The sequence below is a fragment of the Burkholderia sp. FW306-1C-G01B genome, assembly GCF_058781685.1.
The window spans coordinates 1-16,840 of sequence record NZ_JBYSWZ010000027.1; the positions used below are offsets into that span (position 1 = coordinate 1).

A 16,840-nucleotide genomic window follows, 5' to 3' on the forward strand; every position below is an offset into this window, starting at 1 on the left:
GTTCGGCGAGCGATTTATGCAGGCACGCGGATAACGCGCTGTTCAACCGCCTCGCCCACAAAAATGCGGACAGGTTCGATTTCGCAGCGTCGTGGCCATGCGAGCAACCATCAACTGCCCGAGGATTTGGCGCATCGTGCCTTGAGCCTGGTTCGCGAGCGCTACGCCGATTTCGGGCCGACGCTGGCCTGCGAGAAGCTGTGGGAATGGCACAGCATTCGGTTGGTGCTGCCGTTCGCATACGAGATGCCGGTCAACTGGTTTGCCACATCATAGCTGTAGGTGGCCACGATCCCGTTGGGCAAGGTCAACGTCGATCGCCGGCTGGCGGCATCGTACGTGAACGCTACCTGCGCACTACCTTGCGTAATACCGGTAAGGCGATTCGCGTTGAACGGATTCACGAGACAAGAGGTAGCCGCGGCGCCATTCCCCTTGCCTGTCAACCGTCGCCGATCCGGAACACCTACGCTGAACGCTGGCCGAGCAGCACGGCGACATCGCGCTCGGCCAGCGCGGCGATCGTGCGCGACGGATTCAGCCCGAGCGCACGCGGGATCGTCGCACCGTCCATCACGTAGAGCCCGTCGTAACCGAATACCTTTCCGTCCGCGTTCACGACGCCATCCTCGCGCGTGAGTCCCATGTTGCAACCACCGAGCGGATGCGGGGTGATCAGCCGGTGGAAGTCGCTCCATGTCGGCGGGACGAAGGGTTCGCCGCCCGTGGCAATCGACAGGCGGCGGTGCGCATCGACCATCGCATCGACGACAGCCAGGGATCGCGCGTACGACCAGTCGAGCCGCAATATGCGATGCCATGGCGCAAACCAGCGGCGGCCGAGACGCATGTGCCCGTCCCCCGGATCGATCGCTTGGCCGAACCAGGGCATCATGTTCTCGACCGGGTCATCGCAATCGAAATGGCGCGCGAAAGCGCGCCAGAACGCGTGCATCACCCCACCGTGCGAGCGCTGCAGGTGGCGGCGCACGAAATCATGCGCAAGATTGGGCACGCCGCCGTCCTCCACGAACAGTGGCTGACCATTGTCGTCAGCCCTGTCGAGAAGGTCGATCGCAGCGGAGATGGTGACGCCGTGCGACGGAGAGATCTTCCGGTGACTGTAGAAGGCCGGCGTGACGAAGTCGCCGTTGAAGGCCCAGCCCCAGCCGAGCCTCGGCGATAGATTCGGCAGCGTGCGATGTTCGTCGCGACAGCGGAGCAGCAACTCGGTACTGCCGATCGATCCGGCGCTGACGATCACCCTGGCCGCCGTGGCCGTTCCGGGCATGACACTACCGGCGGCGGGATCGATGACGTCGAAATGCACGCGCCATCCCGCGCCGAGCGGCTCGAGCTTTTGCACAAGGTGCAGCGGAAGGATTTTTGCGCCATGGCGCTCGGCCACGGCCAGATAGTTGAGGTCGAGCGTGTTCTTCGCCGACACCTGGCACCCGATGTCGCAATTGCCGCAATGCACGCACGTGCCTTGCGATACTCCATGCACGTTGACGTGCCTGACAGAATGCCGGTCGTCGCGCGCGCCGGGCAAGGACGGATCGTAGGTCGGCGAGAACGACACGGCGAGCGGCAACTTGCGATACCGATCGCCCCAGCCGCAGGCGTCGGCAGCGTCGCGCAACAAGCGGGTGCGTTCGCTGATCTGATTGTCGGGCACCTCCTGGACCGACAGCATCCAGCCCACGCGCTGGTAGTAAGGCTTGAGTGCCTCGTACGTGATCTCGGGCGGCCAGCCCTGATCGAAGGCGTCGGGCTTGGCCTCGACCGAGACGTTGGCATAGATCAGCGACCCGCCGCCCACGCCCGCGGCAGCCACCACCGACATGCGGGAAAAAACCCGCAGGTCGGCCCAGCCATGGAATCGTTGCGGGTTCTGCTGGTCCCAAAGCCACGGGTCGGTCTCGTCGCGCGGATACGTCTTCGGGGTCCAGCGGCGACCACGCTCCAGCACCAGCACCCTCCATCCCGCCTCCGCAAGGCGGCAGGCCGCCACCGCTCCGCCGAAGCCGCTCCCGACAACGATGACATCGTATTCAATCGCGCTCATGACGACGATCTCCTGACGTAGGTGCGTCACGGTTCCGATGCGAAAAACCTGACGAATCCTCCACGCTCCGAAGGCATCACGATCCCGAACGGGGCTGGCCCGTCAGACCGCTTTCGTGTTGGCTGAAGTGAAACAGCTACCCGGGAAATCGTTTGGACAAACCCGACACCGCCTTTTACCGGTCGTGCTCGACGGGTCCGGCGAAACGTCGTCATCCCGATGAAATTACCTTTGTTTTCATTAGGTTAAGCACCCATCAAGCGCGCATGAGTCGAGCTGGCACGTCCTGTGCATTTGTAGCTGCGAGCGCAACGCAAACGTGCTCTCTTCCAAACCGCAGCAAACCTAGGAGATTTATCATGTCCGCACTGATGATCAACGACCTGTCCCGCGCCCACGAACTCAGCCGCAAGGAAATGGCGGCCGTCAGCGGTGGTAGCGTGTTCCAGAACCTCGGAATCAACAACATCGCCACGGGCAGCGGATTCTCGTTCGCCAGCCCCAATACCATCACGGCCCCGGTGACCCAGGTCGATGCATCGACCCACCTGGATCTCACCAGCGTGACCAACTCGATCAACAACCTTGGCGGTCTGGTGGTCGCGAAGCTGGGCCTGTAAGTTTCGCCCGCCTTCCTCGCAATGGCAGCCGTATCCGATAGCGTCGTACCGAAACGCTCCAGTCCGCCGCGGGGTCGTCCTCGCGGCGTTCAAAAGCCCGCCAGCCGTGTCCGTTGGCGGGCTTCCTTGCATGATAAAGACGCAGCCGGCATGAACAGGCAGATTGGCTGACGACACGTCAGCCGCGCCGCCCTCTCCCATCCGCGGCCGGACTGATCCCGACGCGCTTTCGGCTTCCCTTCCCTGCACATAGATTCGCTCCACGTCGTCGAGGTTGATGACACCGCGGTGCCAGTCAAGGAACTGCGTCGTCGCATCGATGCGCCGTTGGCCATCGGCGCGATATTCCCGATGCGTCCGGCCGCTCTGCAGGTACGCAGAGAATTCAGTTATGCGAAACACATGGCTCCCGATCCTGGCGTCGATTCCGCTTGCGGCCGCCCGTCGGCGCATCGTCGTATCGGCGTTCGCCGGCGGCAAGCGCGTGTCGCTCAACTGCCGGGCGCCGCGCACGATCGCGCGCGCGTGGGCGGCCTTTTCGCGCCGAAGCGTCCACCCCGCTGCCGCACATGGATGCCCGCGACGCGAATCGCGAGCGCCACGCCTCGCTTCATGTTGGCCGAGACAGGACAGCCGCCACGGAAATCGTTTGGAAGAATCCGACATCGTCGTGCTTCGATCGTGCTCGGCGGTCCCGGCGAAACGTCGGATGCCAGATCGAATCGCTTTTGTTTTCATGAGGTTAAGCGCTCCTCATGCGCGCATGATTCGACGCTGGCACGCCCCGTGCATTTGTAGCTGCGAGCGCAACGAAACGTGCTCTCTTCCAAACCGCAGCAAACCCAAGGAGATTTACCATGTCCGCACTGATGATCAACGACCTGTCCCGCGCCCACGAACTCAGCCGCAAGGAAATGGCGGCCGTCAGCGGTGGTAGCGTGTTCCAGAACGCCGGTATCAACAACATCGCGACCGGCAGTGGCTTCTCGTTCGCCAGCCCGAATACCATCACGGCTCCGGTGACCCAGGTCGATGCATCGACCCACCAGGATCTCACCAGCGTGACCAACTCGATCAACAACCTTGGCGGTCTGGTGGTCGCGAAGATGGGCCTGTAAGTGTCGCCATGCGGCCTCGCAGTGGTCGCCGTATTCGCTAGCGTGGTACCGAACGACCGAAGTCATCCAGTCCGCCGCGGGTTTGTCCCGCGGCGTTTCAAGCCCGCCAGGTTCCGTCTCCTGGCGGGCTTCTTTGATCGGGATGACGCGAACCTCGACGGCAATCGCGCCCGCGCGCAGGCCGGAAGCGATGGCAAAACGCAAGCCGTCGCCTGTCGCGGGGTCGAGATAGCCCGCCGCATCGCCGCATACGATATAGCCCGGTCCCTCAGCCTGTCGCACGCGATGTCAGCGCCTGCACTCGCGCCACCCCGGTCCGCAACGCGTGAACCTCATCGACAAGCATCAACAACCTCCGGTGGGTGGTGCATGCGAAGCGATCGGCACGATGCGCTTCGCGTCCCGGAAGCCACGGACGTCCCTCGGGCTATAGCAGGCCGCGTCTTCAGCGCTTGTTTCAAACGAACATCACTTTCTGGTTCTCGGTTGCCGATATCAGTGACTAATATAGGTGATTGCAGCAGCAATGAAATGTCGGATTGTGTTTGAAACATTGAATTGTCGAGGCACGTGGGTGTGGTTCGCCGAATGCGCCGTGACTCGACCAACACATGTCGGCGGCCACATCATGTTGAAGCGCAGAACCTTCCTGTTGGGCGGTGCGGGAGCGGCGGGCATGCTGGTGGTCGGTTGGGCATGGTGGCGCCCCGACGACCGGCAGGAAATACCCGCGCAGCTGGAGACGTCACGCGTCGATGTGCCGCTGAACGGCTGGGTGATGATCAGTTTGTCTAACGACGTGACGATCGTCATGAGCAAATCCGAAATGGGCCAGGGGATACATACCGGCTCGGCCATGTTGCTGGCGGAGGAGCTCGATGCGGACTGGCCCCGGGTCCGCATCGTCATGTCTCCGCTCGACACGATCTACAAGGACCGTGAATCCCTCGCCGAGGGCCTGCCATTTCGCCCCGACGACGACAGCCTGATCGCTCGCGGCGCGGCGGCATTGGCGCGCCATGGCGCACGCTACCTGGGTTCGATGGTCACCGGAGGATCGACGAGCATGATCGATCTGTGGGGGCCCATGCGCGAGGCGGGCGCCACGGCCCGCGTCATGTTGTGCAGCGCCGCGGCGAAGCTTTGGCAGGTGCCCGTCGCGGAATGCGAGACGAAAGCCGGCGTGGTGCTGCATCGGTCGGGACGCTCTGCGACGTACGGTGAACTTGTCGAGCTCGCGCGGGACGTGCCGCGCCCGCCACATGTCGACCTGAAGGACCCAAAGGCGTTCACGCTGGTCGGGAAACGGCTGGGCCGCATCGAGGCGCACGCGAAGCTCGATGGCAGCGCGCGCTATGGCATCGATGTGCTTCCGGACAAGCTCCTGTATGCGAGCGTCACGATGTGCCCGACACTCGGCGGAAATGCACTGGATTTCGACAAGTCCGGGGTCGCCAGCCTGAAAGGCGTGACCGGCATCTTCAGGATCGAGCCATCCAACGGTGGAACGGGAGGCGTTGCCGTCATTGCCGACAATCCCTTCATCGCGATGCGGACGTTGTGCCGGTTGTCGGTCACATGGGATCACGGGCCGGCTGCCGGCGTGAATAGCGTGGATGTCCGCACGGCGTTGGCGCACGCCCTCGACGGCGACGAGGGCCGCCACGTGTTCTACGCCATCGGCGACGTCGATGCGGCGCTGGGCCGCGCGAAGCCGTTCGTCGCGCAGTACGAAGTGCCGTACCTGGCTCACGGGCCGCTGGAACCGATGAATTGCACGGTGCGTGTCGACGACGACGCGGCAACGATCTGGTGCGGCACGCAGGTCCCGATGGTGGCACGCAAGGCGGTCGCCGCGCTGCTGGGCCTGGACGAAGACAAGGTGGTCGTGAATCAGCAATTGATCGGCGGGGCATTCGGCCGGCGGCTCGAGGTCGACTTCATCACGCAGGCGGCCGCCATCGCGCTCCATGCGAAGGGGCGGCCGGTACAGACGATCTGGTCGCGCCCGCAGGATATGACGCACGACTTCTACCGCCCGGCTTGTGTGGCGAGATACAGCGGCGCCATCGATGCGAGCGGCAGGCTGGTCGCCTGGAAGGGCATGTCGGCAAGCCAGTCGATCAGCGCGCAGGCGATGCCTCGCACTTTCGGCATGCCGAGCCTCGCCGCGAAACGGTTGCCCGACGCCACCACGGCGGAAGGCGCGTTCGACCTGCCCTATGAATGCGACAACATGCTCGTCCAGCACACTACGGTGACGCTCCCGGTTCCGGTTGGCTACTGGCGCTCCGTCGGGCACTCGCATCAGGCATTCTTCGTCGAGAGCTTCATCGACGAGATGGCCGCGCTGGCACGGAAAGACCCGATCCAGTTTCGCCTCGACCTGCTCAAGCAGCCGGCGCACCAGCGCCATGCGGCCGTGTTGCGGGCGCTCGTCGCGCTGTCCGGCTGGCGTTCGCCGCTGGCATGGCGTGACAAGACCGGCGCGCGGTGCGCACGCGGCGTGGCGATGCATGAGTCGTTCGGCAGCGTGGTCGCGCAAGTCGCCGAAGTCCGGCAGGAAGGTGACGGCTTTCGCGTGACGCGCGTGGTCTGCGTGATCGACTGCGGGCTGGCTGTGAATCCGAATCTGGTCGAGCAGCAGATGGAAAGCGGGATCGTCTTCGGATTGTCGGCCGCGCTCGAGCAGGCGATCACGATCGAGAACGGGCAAGTCGCACAGCGTTATTTCGACAGCTATCCGCTCGTCAACATGGAGACGTGTCCCGAGATCGTCACGCAAGTCGTGGCAGGCGGGACCGAGCCGCACGGCGTCGGCGAAGCGGGCACGCCGCCGATCGCGGCGGCCGTGGCGAATGCGCTGTATTCGCTCACGGGCGTGCGCCATCGCACGCTGCCGTTCGTCAAGCCGATCCCACCCGACCAAGGAGACGACCGATGGTGTCAGTCCGTATCAACGGGGAAACCGCTCATGTCGATTCCGAGCCCGCCACCCCGCTGCTCTGGGTGATTCGCTGCGAACGCAAGCTGACCGGCACGAAGTTCGGCTGTGGCGTCGGGGTCTGCGGTGCATGCACGGTGCTCTTGAACGATCAGGCCGTGCCCGCCTGCCAACTCCCGGTCGGGACGCTGAACGGCGCGCGCATCACGACCGTCGAAGGGCTGGACAACGTGGAAGCGCGCGCACTGAAGGACGCGTGGATTGCCGTCGACGTCGTGCAATGCGGCTATTGCCAGAGCGCACAGCTGATCGCCGCCACGGCCCTGCTCATGCGATGCCCTCGCCCCGACGACAATCAGATCAACGAGGCCATGAAGAACATCGCATGCCGGTGCGGCACGTTTCCGCGCATCCGCAAGGCCATTCACAAGGCGGCGGAATCTCTAGGCCGCTGATACGCGCGAGCCCGCTCGCTCAGCTGCCGTTGGCATGCGTCGTGATCTGGACGAAATCGGCGGCAATGCGCCCCTCGCCATATTTGGCCTCGAACAGCTTCAATTGCCGCTCGATCGCCGCGAGATAGGCGGCACGCGGCTCGGATGGCTGGCGCATCCCGTCGAACAGCGGCGCGGGCGTGACGAGGAGCACGATCATCTCGGTCCCGAAAGGCTTGCCGATCACCCACTCGCCCATGCTGCCGATCGTCGCGGCGTAATTCGGCGGCGCCTGGTTGTCGCGTTCGCGGTTGCTTGGCACGAGATGCACGACGCTCCCGTTCAGCACGTAGTAATCGACGTTCACATACGAGTCGTAACCTGGTGTCGTGATGTCGATGACCAGCGGGTTGCCTTCCGCGAGATGCGCATCAGGCGCGCGCGTGCGGATCGACGCGGCGTGTGACGCTGCCCGATTCGATCGCCAGTACGGGGCAAGCGCGCTCACGATCTCGCAATTGTGGGCATCGACCGGGCGCACGTCGAGATTGGCCGTCTGCCCGCCCGCCATGCCGCTGAGCGCGGTTCGCACGCGTCCGATACCGACACCGGCTTCCGTGTAACCGCGCACCTGCAGCACGTGATCCTGCACCGACGCGTCCAGCGCCGAACACGGGATGCGCGACAGCGCAGCCGTCACCGAGGCCAGCGAGATCGCCGGTGGCGGTGCCGGCGGCGGCACGCTGGCGGCAGCGGGCACGGCGTTCGCGACGGCCGCGGGTGCGCTGCCGGCCTCGGCGCCTGCCGTCGCACCACCTCCGCCACCGGCAAACGCGTGCACGACCGTGTCCGCGGCGGGGCGCTTTTCGCCGCTGCGCGAAAGCGCCTGGTAGCCGTACCAGAGCACGGCGATCGCCGCCACCGTGCAAGCGCCCACGGTCACCCCTGTTCGTACGCCCGACGCCCGCGTCGGGCGACTGAACACGCCCATGCCTTCCAGGAAAAGATTGACGCTGGGCGTGCGCGTCGCGCGGTCGAACGACAACGCGGCGCTCAAGGTTCGCCATTGCGTGCGATCCAGACCGGGATGGCGCGCGGGCCGCAAGTGGTCGTGACGCGCCTGGGTGGCCGACAGCCGGTTGAACGGATGGCGTCCGGTCAGCAATTCGTAGGTGACACAGGCGAGCGCGTAGACGTCGTCGCGCGGATCCGGCTCGAGATGCTCGAACATCTCCGGGCTCGCGTAGGCCGGCGTGATGCCGCCAAGGCTCGCCGGATCGAACACGGTCACGTCGGGATCCTCGTCGCGCCGCTGGAACGCGCGTGCGATCCCGAAGTCGATCACCTTCACTTCGCCGCGGTCGGTGAGAAACACATTGGCGGGCTTGAAATCGCAGTGGACGAAGCCGCGTTCATGCGCGTAGGCCAACGCCTGGCCCATGCCGGCGATGATCGGCAACGCGGCATCGAGCGGCATGCCCTTGAAGTCCGGCGCACGCAGCACCTTGCTGAGCGGCCGGCCTGACAGATACTCCATCGTGAGGTAGACGAGCGGACCGTCGCGATCGAAGTCGTAGACGGTGACGATATTGCGATGGGCGAGCGTCTGCGCCTTGCGGGCTTCACGCTGAAGCGCGATCAGCGACGTCGGCTGGCCGCGAAACTGCACATTGAGCACCTTGATCGCGATGTGCGGCTTGCGATCCGAGGCCTCCAGCTTGCGCAGGTCGAGCGCCTTGTACACGGTACCCATCCCGCCGACGCCCAGGCACTCCTCCAGCACGAAGCGCCCGTTCAGCGTATCGCCGATGCCTTTCACGCATTCGCCGTCGACCGGCATCGCGCCGCCCGACGGCCCGGACGGTGGGGCTGGCCGCGCCTCCGGCCGAAGCGGGCTCTCCTGGATCCGGGTTGCATCGCCCGCGGATGCCGTCCTGTCATGACATCGCTCGATGCGCTTCAGCACTTCCGCATAGATATCGTCCGACAGCGGCTGCGTGGTTTGCGTCTGGTCGAGTACTTCGCGCAGACGTGCGCAATCGACCTGATCGATCGCCAGCACCCGGTCGATCTCCGAGAAGAACGCGTCCTGCGACAGCGCCCCGCTCTGGAATGTCTGAATCAGCTGCGCAAAGCTCATCATTCGTATGCCGTCTACTCAGCTTCAGCTTGCCGACCCGCTTCGGCGCCTCGCGGCGCCGCCAGGGCAAGGACTATCCACGACGTACCCATGCGGTGCGACGTATCGGTGATGCACCGGACACCGTCGAACACGCGGTCGCCGCCACGCCATCGTCAGACGAATTCGACCGCGCGACGCACCGTCCGCCGGCGTTCTGACAGGATGTCTAACAAATCATACTAGTCCGCGGTAACGCCCTGTGCAATCGGTGCCGGAACTAGCATTTCCAGGCCGCGCGGCCGTGCGGCGGAACCTATACTGGACAGATCCCGGGTACGTCGGCACATCACATGATGCTGCGTGGCTGCCCGCCTCACGCTTCTCCCATCCGATTTCGCGGAGCCAACCATGGGCGTGCTCGTCATCAACGATCTTCCCGAAAGCGTCGACCTCGACAAGCAGGCGATGGCCGCCATCGCGGGTGGCGCGAAGGTACGTGCGCATCAGACGATGCTCGCGCCGCAACCGTTCCCGTATCTGCACACTGACGCACGCAATGCCGCGTCGGCGCGTGCACCGGTGGCCGACGCAACGGCGTCGCCGGCGCGTCCGACGCTGTTGCGTTGACGGACACACCACGCCGCGTGCCCGCTCAGGCCGCTCGCACCGTCATCGCTGGCCGCCGGTCGGCCGGCGGGAACACCCACCATGAGCCGTCGTCGTGACGAAAGAAGAAGATGGCGATCGTGCCAGCCGGATGCACGGCCTCGACGCAGACAAAGCGCCGCCGTTGCGCAGGCATGCGGCTGAAGCGCACGATGCGCGCCGGCACGCGCGCGCTCGGCGCGAGCCACTTGTCGACCTGCATGCGCAGTGATGATGTGATCCCGTTCATTTGAGCCCCCTCGTGGCGATGTCGAACGCGCCGGGACGTCGCTCATGCGGCGGCGATGGCGACCGTGGTGCACCGTCCGCCCGCACGCCGCGCCACGAGCAGCACGCGGCAGACGGACAGCGCGAACCGGAACGCCGTCCGCGGATGCATGACGCACGTGCGAACCTGCTCGCTGTAGCCCGTGCCTTCCAGGCACCACGTGCAGAAGTGCTCGCAATTGTTCGTCAGCAGGCGATAGCGGTTTTCGCCGAGACGGGAACGTGCGCGCAGCACCGCGGTGCGCCCCGCATAGGCCGCGTACGGATGCGGCACGACGCGAACCGCATGACCGGCGGCGAAGCGTTCGAGCGTGACTTCCTCGATCGGGCCGCGATGCAGCGACGTGCAAAGCCCCGCGTAGTGGACGACGCGCCCGTCGCCGACGTAGATGCCGTGATGGCTGTAACCGGCACGATCGGAAACCAGGTGTGCGCCAGGCAGCAGTGCGTCGACGCGGCCGGGCAGCGAAGCCGCGTGCGCGATTGCATCCGCAGCGCCGACAGCCGTGCGGGACGCAGCGCTGTTCACTGGTTGGAGATCGCGTTCCATGACTGGCTCCGTCTGCTGGTTGGCGGCCGCCCGTGTTGCGCAAGGGTTAGCCGGTTGCCAACTAACCTGCATCAAGCGTGCCAATCAGCCGGAGCCCGTCGCGCGAAGCTCGACGGGACATGCGCGGCGAGCCGGTTGCCGCGCTGTCGCCGCGCGGCCAACCATTTGCCGGGGATTTCGTTGGTGTGACAGCACCAGTCGGCGCGCCGGACAGCCGTTTGCGTCTGCCGGGGCATGTGTCGGGTTCGCGGCCACGTTCGTGCGCGCAACTGTTGGCTTGCGTACAACCATTGCAGGACACGGGCGCGACGCACTAGCATGCAAGCATCGCGTGTCGATGACGCCTTGCCTTGCCGCGTGCGGCGCTCACCGGATCGACGCACGCGCCCGGGCAACGCACGCGGGTTGTGTCACGCATGGCACGAGGTTTGCACGTATCGGTTACCCGGTCCGTCGGCAGGCCCCATTCGGAGAATCGTCATGACCACGCTCGCAATTACCGACCTTCACATGCAGCACGACATCGACCGCAAGACGATGTCGTTCATCCGCGGCGCGGGCGCGCCGTGGGTATTCGGCTGGATCCAGCCCTACGCGCCGCCGGCGCCGGCGTTCGGGCCCGTCGTGAACCTCTATCAGACGTACAACACGTTCTACGCGAATCAGGTCCTCAACCAGATTCAGAACGTCGACGTCACGAACTCGGCGCCCGGCGCGAACATTGCGGTCGGGGTGGGTGCGGACGGCAGGAACCGGCTCGTCTAGCGTCTTCACGCCAACCGCCAATGCATGTTCGCAAGCCCGTTACCGGCATGAACAGGCACTGGACGAAAGGGAATGGCGCGCCGTGAGCGCAGAACTGCAATGGACTTCGGCGTCACGCAGTGACGTGGGCCTGGTTCGCGAGATCAACGAGGACGATTGCCTCGCGTTGCCGCACCGCGGCCTGTGGGCCGTCGCGGACGGCATGGGCGGACATTCGGCCGGCGACCTCGCGAGCCGGATGATCGTGCAGGCGCTGGAACGGCTGGCCACCCCGGCCACGCTGGCGGACTTCATCGAGGCGGCGCGCACCGCGCTCGATGCGGTCAACCTGCACTTGCGCGCATCGGCCGCCGAGCGCGGTGTACGCTTGATCGGCAGCACGGTGGCGGTGCTGTTGGCGAGCGGCCGTCAGTGCGGCTGGCTGTGGGCCGGGGACAGCCGGATCTACCTGTACCGCGACGCACACCTGACGCAGCTCACGCTCGACCACAGCCACGTCGCGGAACTGCAGGCCCAGGGCCACCTGAGCGCGCAGCAGGCGCGCCATCACCCGTCGCAGCATCTGATCACGCGCGCCGTCGGCGCCGCCGAGCAGTTGCATCTCGACGAACGACGCATCGACGTGTGCGACGGTGACATGTTTCTGTTGTGCAGCGACGGCCTGAGCAACGAGATGGACGAAGCCGACATCTCGGCCGCCCTCGCCTGCGGCGATTGCGCACGCGCAACGGACATGCTCGTCGACCTCGCGTTGCGCGAGGGCGGCCGGGACAACATCACCGCCGTCGTGATCCGCGCCGACGATCCCGATGCGTCGGACCGGACGCTCGCCAATCCTGCCGTGCAACGCTGAACGATCGAGCGGACCCGCGCGACGCTCACGCGTCCTTGTCAGGCGTCGCGCCGTCCTGATGACGGAATGCTTTCGAGCGGATGCCGTGCTTCTTGAGCAGCATCTGCAGGTGTGACCGGTTCATCTCGCAACGGCGCGCCAGTTCGGCCACGGTGCCGCCGGTCTCCTGCAACCCGCGTTCGAGAAACGCCCGCTCCGCCTCGTCGCTTGCGGCACGCTTCGCGTCGCTGAGCGACATCGGCCTGCCCGGCAGGCCGTCATCCGTCGCACGCACGGCGCTCGACACGGTTTTCGGGCGGATGTCCTCGGGCAAGTGCTCGATATCCGCGATCTCGCCGGCCAGGCACGACAGACGGTAGACGAGGTTGCGCAGTTCGCGAATGTTGCCCGGATAAGCGTAGGTCAGCAGGAAGTCGCGCAGCTTCGGCGTCGTCTTGACGGGCCTGCGCTTCAGTGCCCCTGCCGCCTCGTCGCCGAAGTAGGCGAGCAGCAGCGGAATTTCATCGCGACGCTCGCGCAATGCCGGCAGCGTCAGATGAATGACGCTCAGGCGGTAGAACAGGTCCTCGCGAAAGAGCCCCTGTTCGCTCAATTGCCGCAGATTCTTGTTGGTGGCGGCGACGATGCGCGTATCGACGCTGATCAGCTCGTCCGAGCCGACCCGCTGGATCTCGTGCGACTCCAGCACGCGCAGCAGCTTGACCTGCCCCGACAGCGGCAATTCGCCGATTTCGTCGAGGAAGATCGTGCCGGTGTGCGCGCTCTCGAACTTGCCCTTGCGATCGTTCGACGCGCCGGTGAACGAGCCGCGCCGATGGCCGAACAGCTCGGATTCGAGCAGGTTGTCGGGAATCGCGCCGCAGTTCACCGAGATGTACGGGCGGTCGGCGCGCCCCCCGTTCGCGTGGATGACTTTCGCCATCAGCTCCTTGCCGGTCCCGCTCTCGCCGTCGATCAGCACCGGCAGATCGGTCGGTGCGGCCTTTTCGGCGATTTCGAGTGCGGCGAGCAGCTTCGGATTGTCGCCAAAAATGCCCTCGAAGATGAAACTGCGCTCGATCAACGCCTGCCGGCGTCGCTGCACGGGGGGGGCGGGCGCGTCCGGCGCATCGGTCGCATCGGACGTCTGCGGCGCGGCCACGGCGGCCTCGACGAAGCGCTCCTTGCGCGACATCTGCATGACTTCGTCGCGCAGCACGTTCGCCTGGTTGAGCAGCTTCTCGATGTCGGCACGCTCGAGCTTGGGTGCCCAGCGCAGCATCGAGCGCAGGATCTCGATCTTCTCGAGCAGGCCGGCATACGAGATCGCGGAGTTGCCGAATCCGTGCGGGTCGAAGAGTTTCATGCGGCACCCAGCTGTTTCTGCACGAGCTGGTAATACATGCCCTTGAGGGCGACCAGCTCGTCGTGCGAGCCCTGTTCGACGATCGCGCCTTCGTACAGGACCAGGATCTTGTCCGCGCGCATGATCGTGCTGAGCCGGTGCGCGATGATCACCGCGGTGCGCCCTTGCAGGATTTCATGCATGTTCGCAAGGATGTTGCTCTCCGACTGCGTGTCGAGCGACGAGGTCGCCTCGTCGAACACGAGCAGGCGCGGGTCGTGATAGAGCGCGCGGGCGATGCAGAGCCGCTGGATCTGGCCGCCCGACAGGCCGACGCCGCGCTCGCCCACCACCTGCTCGTAGCCGAGCGGCAATTTGCTGATGAATGCATGCGCGTCGGCCATCCGGGCGACCTCCTCCATGCGGTGCCAGTCGGGGCTCGTGTCACCGCATGCGATGTTCTCGGCAATCGATCCGGAAAAGACCAGATTGGACTGCATCACGTAACCGATCTGCGCACGATAGTAAGCCTTGTCGATCGCGCTCATGTCGTAGCCGTCGACCACGATCTTGCCGTCCGTGGGTGCATAGAATCCGACGAGCAGCTTCGCCAGCGTGGTTTTCCCCGAACCGCTGCGCCCGACGATGGCCACCATCTCGCCGCGCTTGATCGTGCAGTTGATGTTCTCGAGCACGTAAGGCGTTTCGTTGCCGCCATAGCGGAAATACACGCTGTCGAAGCTGATGTTGCCCTGCAGGTCGGGCAGCAGCACGCGTGAGGCCAGTTCGGACGGCTGCTGCTCGGGCTCGATGTCGAGGACGTCGCCGAGCCGCTCCATCGCCACCGCCGCGTCGTTCATCAGGCTCCACATGCCGACGAGTCCCATCAGCGGCGCCAGCACGCTGCCCATGAACGCATTGAAGGCGATCAGTTGCCCGATGCTGAGTTCGTGCGCGAGCACGAGGTTCGCACCGACCCACAGGATCACGATGGTGGTTGCCGCATTCAGCAGCTGGCTGCACAGCGCCACCAGGATATTGAATGCCTGCGCACGGTACTGGACGTCGAGCGCCTTCGCATACTTGCGCTCCCACTTCAGCCGTACCGACCGCTCGATCCCCATGCCCTTCACGGTCTCGACGCCGCCGAGCGTCTCCATCAGCAGCGACTTCGCATCGGTGGATGCGGCAAACACCTCGCGCGCATAGCCTTTCAGCTTCGGGGTCGCGAGCGCCGTGAGCGCCATGATCGGGATCACGAAGGCGATCAGCACCAGCGTCATCTTCACGTTGTAGAGAAACATGATCGTGAAGTAGATGAAGATCATCAGGAGATTGAGCGCGGTGGTCACGGTGGACTCCGTCAGGAACGCCCGGATCGTCTGGTTCTCCTGGAAGCGCGCGAACACGTCCCCGCTCTTGCGGCGCGCGAAGAACGAATACGGCAGCGACATCGTATGTTTATAGAACTGCGACATCATCGCGAAGTCGAGACTGCGCACCATGAAGTTGGAAAGGTGGGCGCGGATCGTCGTCATCAGCTGGGTAAACACGTGCGAAATGACGAGCCCGGCAATCAGCAAGTGCAGCAGGTTGACGTTCTGGTGCACGATCACCCCGTCCAGGATGCTCTGGATGATGATCGGCGGTACGACGCCCAGCACCTGGATCACGAATGTCGCCAGGAACAGATGCGCGAGAATCTTCTTGTAAGGGCGCAGATAGCCGATGAAGCGCACCCACGGCGAACGTGTCTCGGCCGGCGCCGCGGCCGGCCCCCTCGCGGTAAACAGCAGGCACGTGCCGCTCCAGCCGCGCTCGAACGCCTCGACGCTCAGCTTCCTGAAGCCGAGCGCCGGATCGGCGATACGCACCCACGACTTCGACACACCGTATACGACGACGTAGTGGTAGCCCTCCCAGTGCACGATGAACGGCAGGTCGAACCCGAGCAGCGCCTCGTACGTGCACTGCACGCCGCGCGTCGCGAAGCCGACCGCCTCGCCGGTGCGCGCGAGACTGTCGAGCGTCGCGCCCTGCGTCGTCACGTTCGCCAGATCGCGCAGCTTGCCGAGCGTCATCGCGACGCCGTAGTGACGGCAGATCATCGCGAGGCACGCCGCCCCGCAATCCATTTCCTCGGCCTGTTCGACCAGCACGAAGCGCTTGATCATGCGCTCGCCGAACGCGGCGTCGGCGCCGATATCGATCTGCAGCGGGTGGCGGCGCCGTTCGGCGAGCTTCTTCTGCCGCTTCAGCTCCTGATCGACGAAGCGGATGCGCTCCTCGAGCACCTCGCGCAATTTCGGGTTGCGCTCGAGCATGAAGTGCACGGTCTTTTCCGGAATGACGAGCAGGCGCGTATCGGTGACGGCCGTGACCGTCGCCGCCTGCTCCTGCCGCAGCAGGCACGCGCGCTCGCCGAAGATCTCGCCCGCGGCGAGCGTCGCGAGCGGATAGTCGTTGCCGTCCTCGTGGCACGAGACGCTCACCTCGCCCTGGCGCACGACATACAGCCGGAGGTCGCCGCCCGGCCCCTGCCGGACGATCTCCTTGCCGGCCGCCACGCGCTTCACGCCGACGCTCGACACGTACTCCTCGAGTTCGGCGCGCGTCAGCTTGCCGCGCAGGTCGAACAGCCGCGTCACGAACCCGCCGGCCGAGCTGATCGCGACATAGCTCGTCACGAACGACTGCGCGGCGGGATTGTCGCGCAGGATCGGCTCGATCGCGCTGCGCGGGATGCACAGAATCTCGGTCTTTGTTGATGCGCGCACCGACACCTCGTGCCAGTAGTCGCGCAGCATCGCCATTTCACCGAACACCTCGCGTTCCTTGCGCACGCCGACGCTGGTTTCCTTGCCGCGCTCGTCGGCGATCAGGCGCACGGACCCGAAGCGCAGCACATACAGGCCCTCGGCCGGTTCGCCGCGATTGCAGACGGTGTCGCCGAACGCGTAGGTGCGCACCTGCGCCTGCGCGGCCATGCGCTCGAGTTCGTCGGGCGAGAAGAGCGACAGCGGCTCCACCGACGCGAGAAACGCCGCGAGCGACGGGGGGCTGCTGGCCGGGGCGGGGGCTTGTGCGTCCATCGCGGCGGTTCTCCGTG

Annotated in this window: 13 protein-coding genes and 1 pseudogene; 8 read left to right on the forward strand and 6 right to left on the reverse strand. The window is 65.3% G+C overall.

Features of this window, described 5'->3' with window-relative positions; genetic code table 11:
* Nucleotides 1–72 precede the first annotated feature (72 nt).
* Nucleotides 73–213: pseudogene (locus AC3WLY_RS34555) on the forward strand (ISNCY family transposase); the annotation flags it as partial.
* Nucleotides 214–466: 253 nt separating this feature from the next.
* Here the strand turns inward: AC3WLY_RS34555 and AC3WLY_RS34560 are convergent.
* On the reverse strand, nt 467–2,068 hold the full coding sequence (locus AC3WLY_RS34560; RefSeq protein ID WP_492310866.1) for a GMC oxidoreductase: 1,602 nt from the start codon (nt 2,066–2,068) through the stop codon (nt 467–469).
* A gap of 359 nt (nt 2,069–2,427) precedes the next feature.
* On the opposite strand from AC3WLY_RS34560, the gene AC3WLY_RS34565 reads away from it, so the two are divergent.
* The 4 genes from AC3WLY_RS34565 to AC3WLY_RS34580 all read left to right on the forward strand — a co-directional run bounded on the left by AC3WLY_RS34565 (nt 2,428) and on the right by AC3WLY_RS34580 (nt 7,205).
* Complete coding sequence (locus AC3WLY_RS34565) at nt 2,428–2,688, forward strand: hypothetical protein (protein WP_175962939.1); 261 nt, start codon at nt 2,428–2,430, stop codon at nt 2,686–2,688.
* A gap of 857 nt (nt 2,689–3,545) precedes the next feature.
* Complete coding sequence (locus AC3WLY_RS34570; RefSeq protein ID WP_175816862.1) at nt 3,546–3,806, forward strand: hypothetical protein; 261 nt, start codon at nt 3,546–3,548, stop codon at nt 3,804–3,806.
* A gap of 628 nt (nt 3,807–4,434) precedes the next feature.
* Nucleotides 4,435–6,819 carry a xanthine dehydrogenase family protein molybdopterin-binding subunit gene (locus AC3WLY_RS34575; RefSeq protein WP_492310870.1) on the forward strand — a complete coding sequence of 795 codons (2,385 nt, stop codon included), beginning with the start codon at nt 4,435–4,437 and terminating at the stop codon, nt 6,817–6,819.
* On the forward strand, nt 6,747–7,205 hold the full coding sequence (locus tag AC3WLY_RS34580; RefSeq protein WP_492310867.1) for a (2Fe-2S)-binding protein: 459 nt from the start codon (nt 6,747–6,749) through the stop codon (nt 7,203–7,205). The genes AC3WLY_RS34575 and AC3WLY_RS34580 overlap by 73 nt, the downstream gene beginning before the upstream one ends.
* Before the next feature lie 19 nt (nt 7,206–7,224).
* Here the strand turns inward: AC3WLY_RS34580 and AC3WLY_RS34585 are convergent, their stop codons facing one another.
* On the reverse strand, nt 7,225–9,327 hold the full coding sequence (locus tag AC3WLY_RS34585) for a serine/threonine protein kinase (RefSeq protein ID WP_492310868.1): 2,103 nt from the start codon (nt 9,325–9,327) through the stop codon (nt 7,225–7,227).
* 387 nt (nt 9,328–9,714) lie between these two features.
* Here AC3WLY_RS34585 and AC3WLY_RS34590 point away from each other — a divergent pair, with 387 nt between their 5' ends.
* Nucleotides 9,715–9,933: a hypothetical protein gene (locus tag AC3WLY_RS34590; protein ID WP_175962943.1), complete on the forward strand. Its 219-nt coding sequence runs from the start codon at nt 9,715–9,717 to the stop codon at nt 9,931–9,933.
* Nucleotides 9,934–9,958: 25 nt separating this feature from the next.
* On the opposite strand, the gene AC3WLY_RS34595 is transcribed toward AC3WLY_RS34590, so the two are convergent.
* Together AC3WLY_RS34595 and AC3WLY_RS34600 are read right to left on the reverse strand one after the other, a co-directional pair.
* Nucleotides 9,959–10,201, reverse strand: coding sequence for a hypothetical protein (locus AC3WLY_RS34595; RefSeq protein ID WP_244137385.1), 243 nt, complete (start codon nt 10,199–10,201; stop codon nt 9,959–9,961).
* Between the two features lie 42 nt (nt 10,202–10,243).
* A complete protein-coding gene (locus tag AC3WLY_RS34600) occupies nt 10,244–10,789 on the reverse strand; it encodes a lecithin retinol acyltransferase family protein (protein WP_310136490.1) in 546 nt (181 codons plus the stop codon).
* 480 nt (nt 10,790–11,269) lie between these two features.
* Here AC3WLY_RS34600 and AC3WLY_RS34605 point away from each other — a divergent pair, with 480 nt between their 5' ends.
* Together AC3WLY_RS34605 and AC3WLY_RS34610 are read left to right on the forward strand one after the other, a co-directional pair.
* Nucleotides 11,270–11,554, forward strand: a complete 285-nt coding sequence (locus AC3WLY_RS34605) for a hypothetical protein (protein ID WP_124617921.1) — start codon at nt 11,270–11,272, stop codon at nt 11,552–11,554.
* Between the two features lie 82 nt (nt 11,555–11,636).
* Entirely contained in the window at nt 11,637–12,407 is a 771-nt protein-coding gene (locus AC3WLY_RS34610; protein WP_174913264.1) for a PP2C family protein-serine/threonine phosphatase, read from the forward strand.
* Between the two features lie 25 nt (nt 12,408–12,432).
* Here the strand turns inward: AC3WLY_RS34610 and AC3WLY_RS34615 are convergent, their stop codons facing one another.
* Together AC3WLY_RS34615 and AC3WLY_RS34620 are read right to left on the reverse strand one after the other, a co-directional pair.
* Nucleotides 12,433–13,752, reverse strand: coding sequence for a sigma-54 interaction domain-containing protein (locus AC3WLY_RS34615; RefSeq protein ID WP_175962945.1), 1,320 nt, complete (start codon nt 13,750–13,752; stop codon nt 12,433–12,435).
* Nucleotides 13,749–16,823, reverse strand: coding sequence for a peptidase domain-containing ABC transporter (locus AC3WLY_RS34620; RefSeq protein WP_310136487.1), 3,075 nt, complete (start codon nt 16,821–16,823; stop codon nt 13,749–13,751). Before AC3WLY_RS34620 ends, AC3WLY_RS34615 begins: the two co-directional genes overlap by 4 nt.
* Nucleotides 16,824–16,840: the final 17 nt, after the last annotated feature.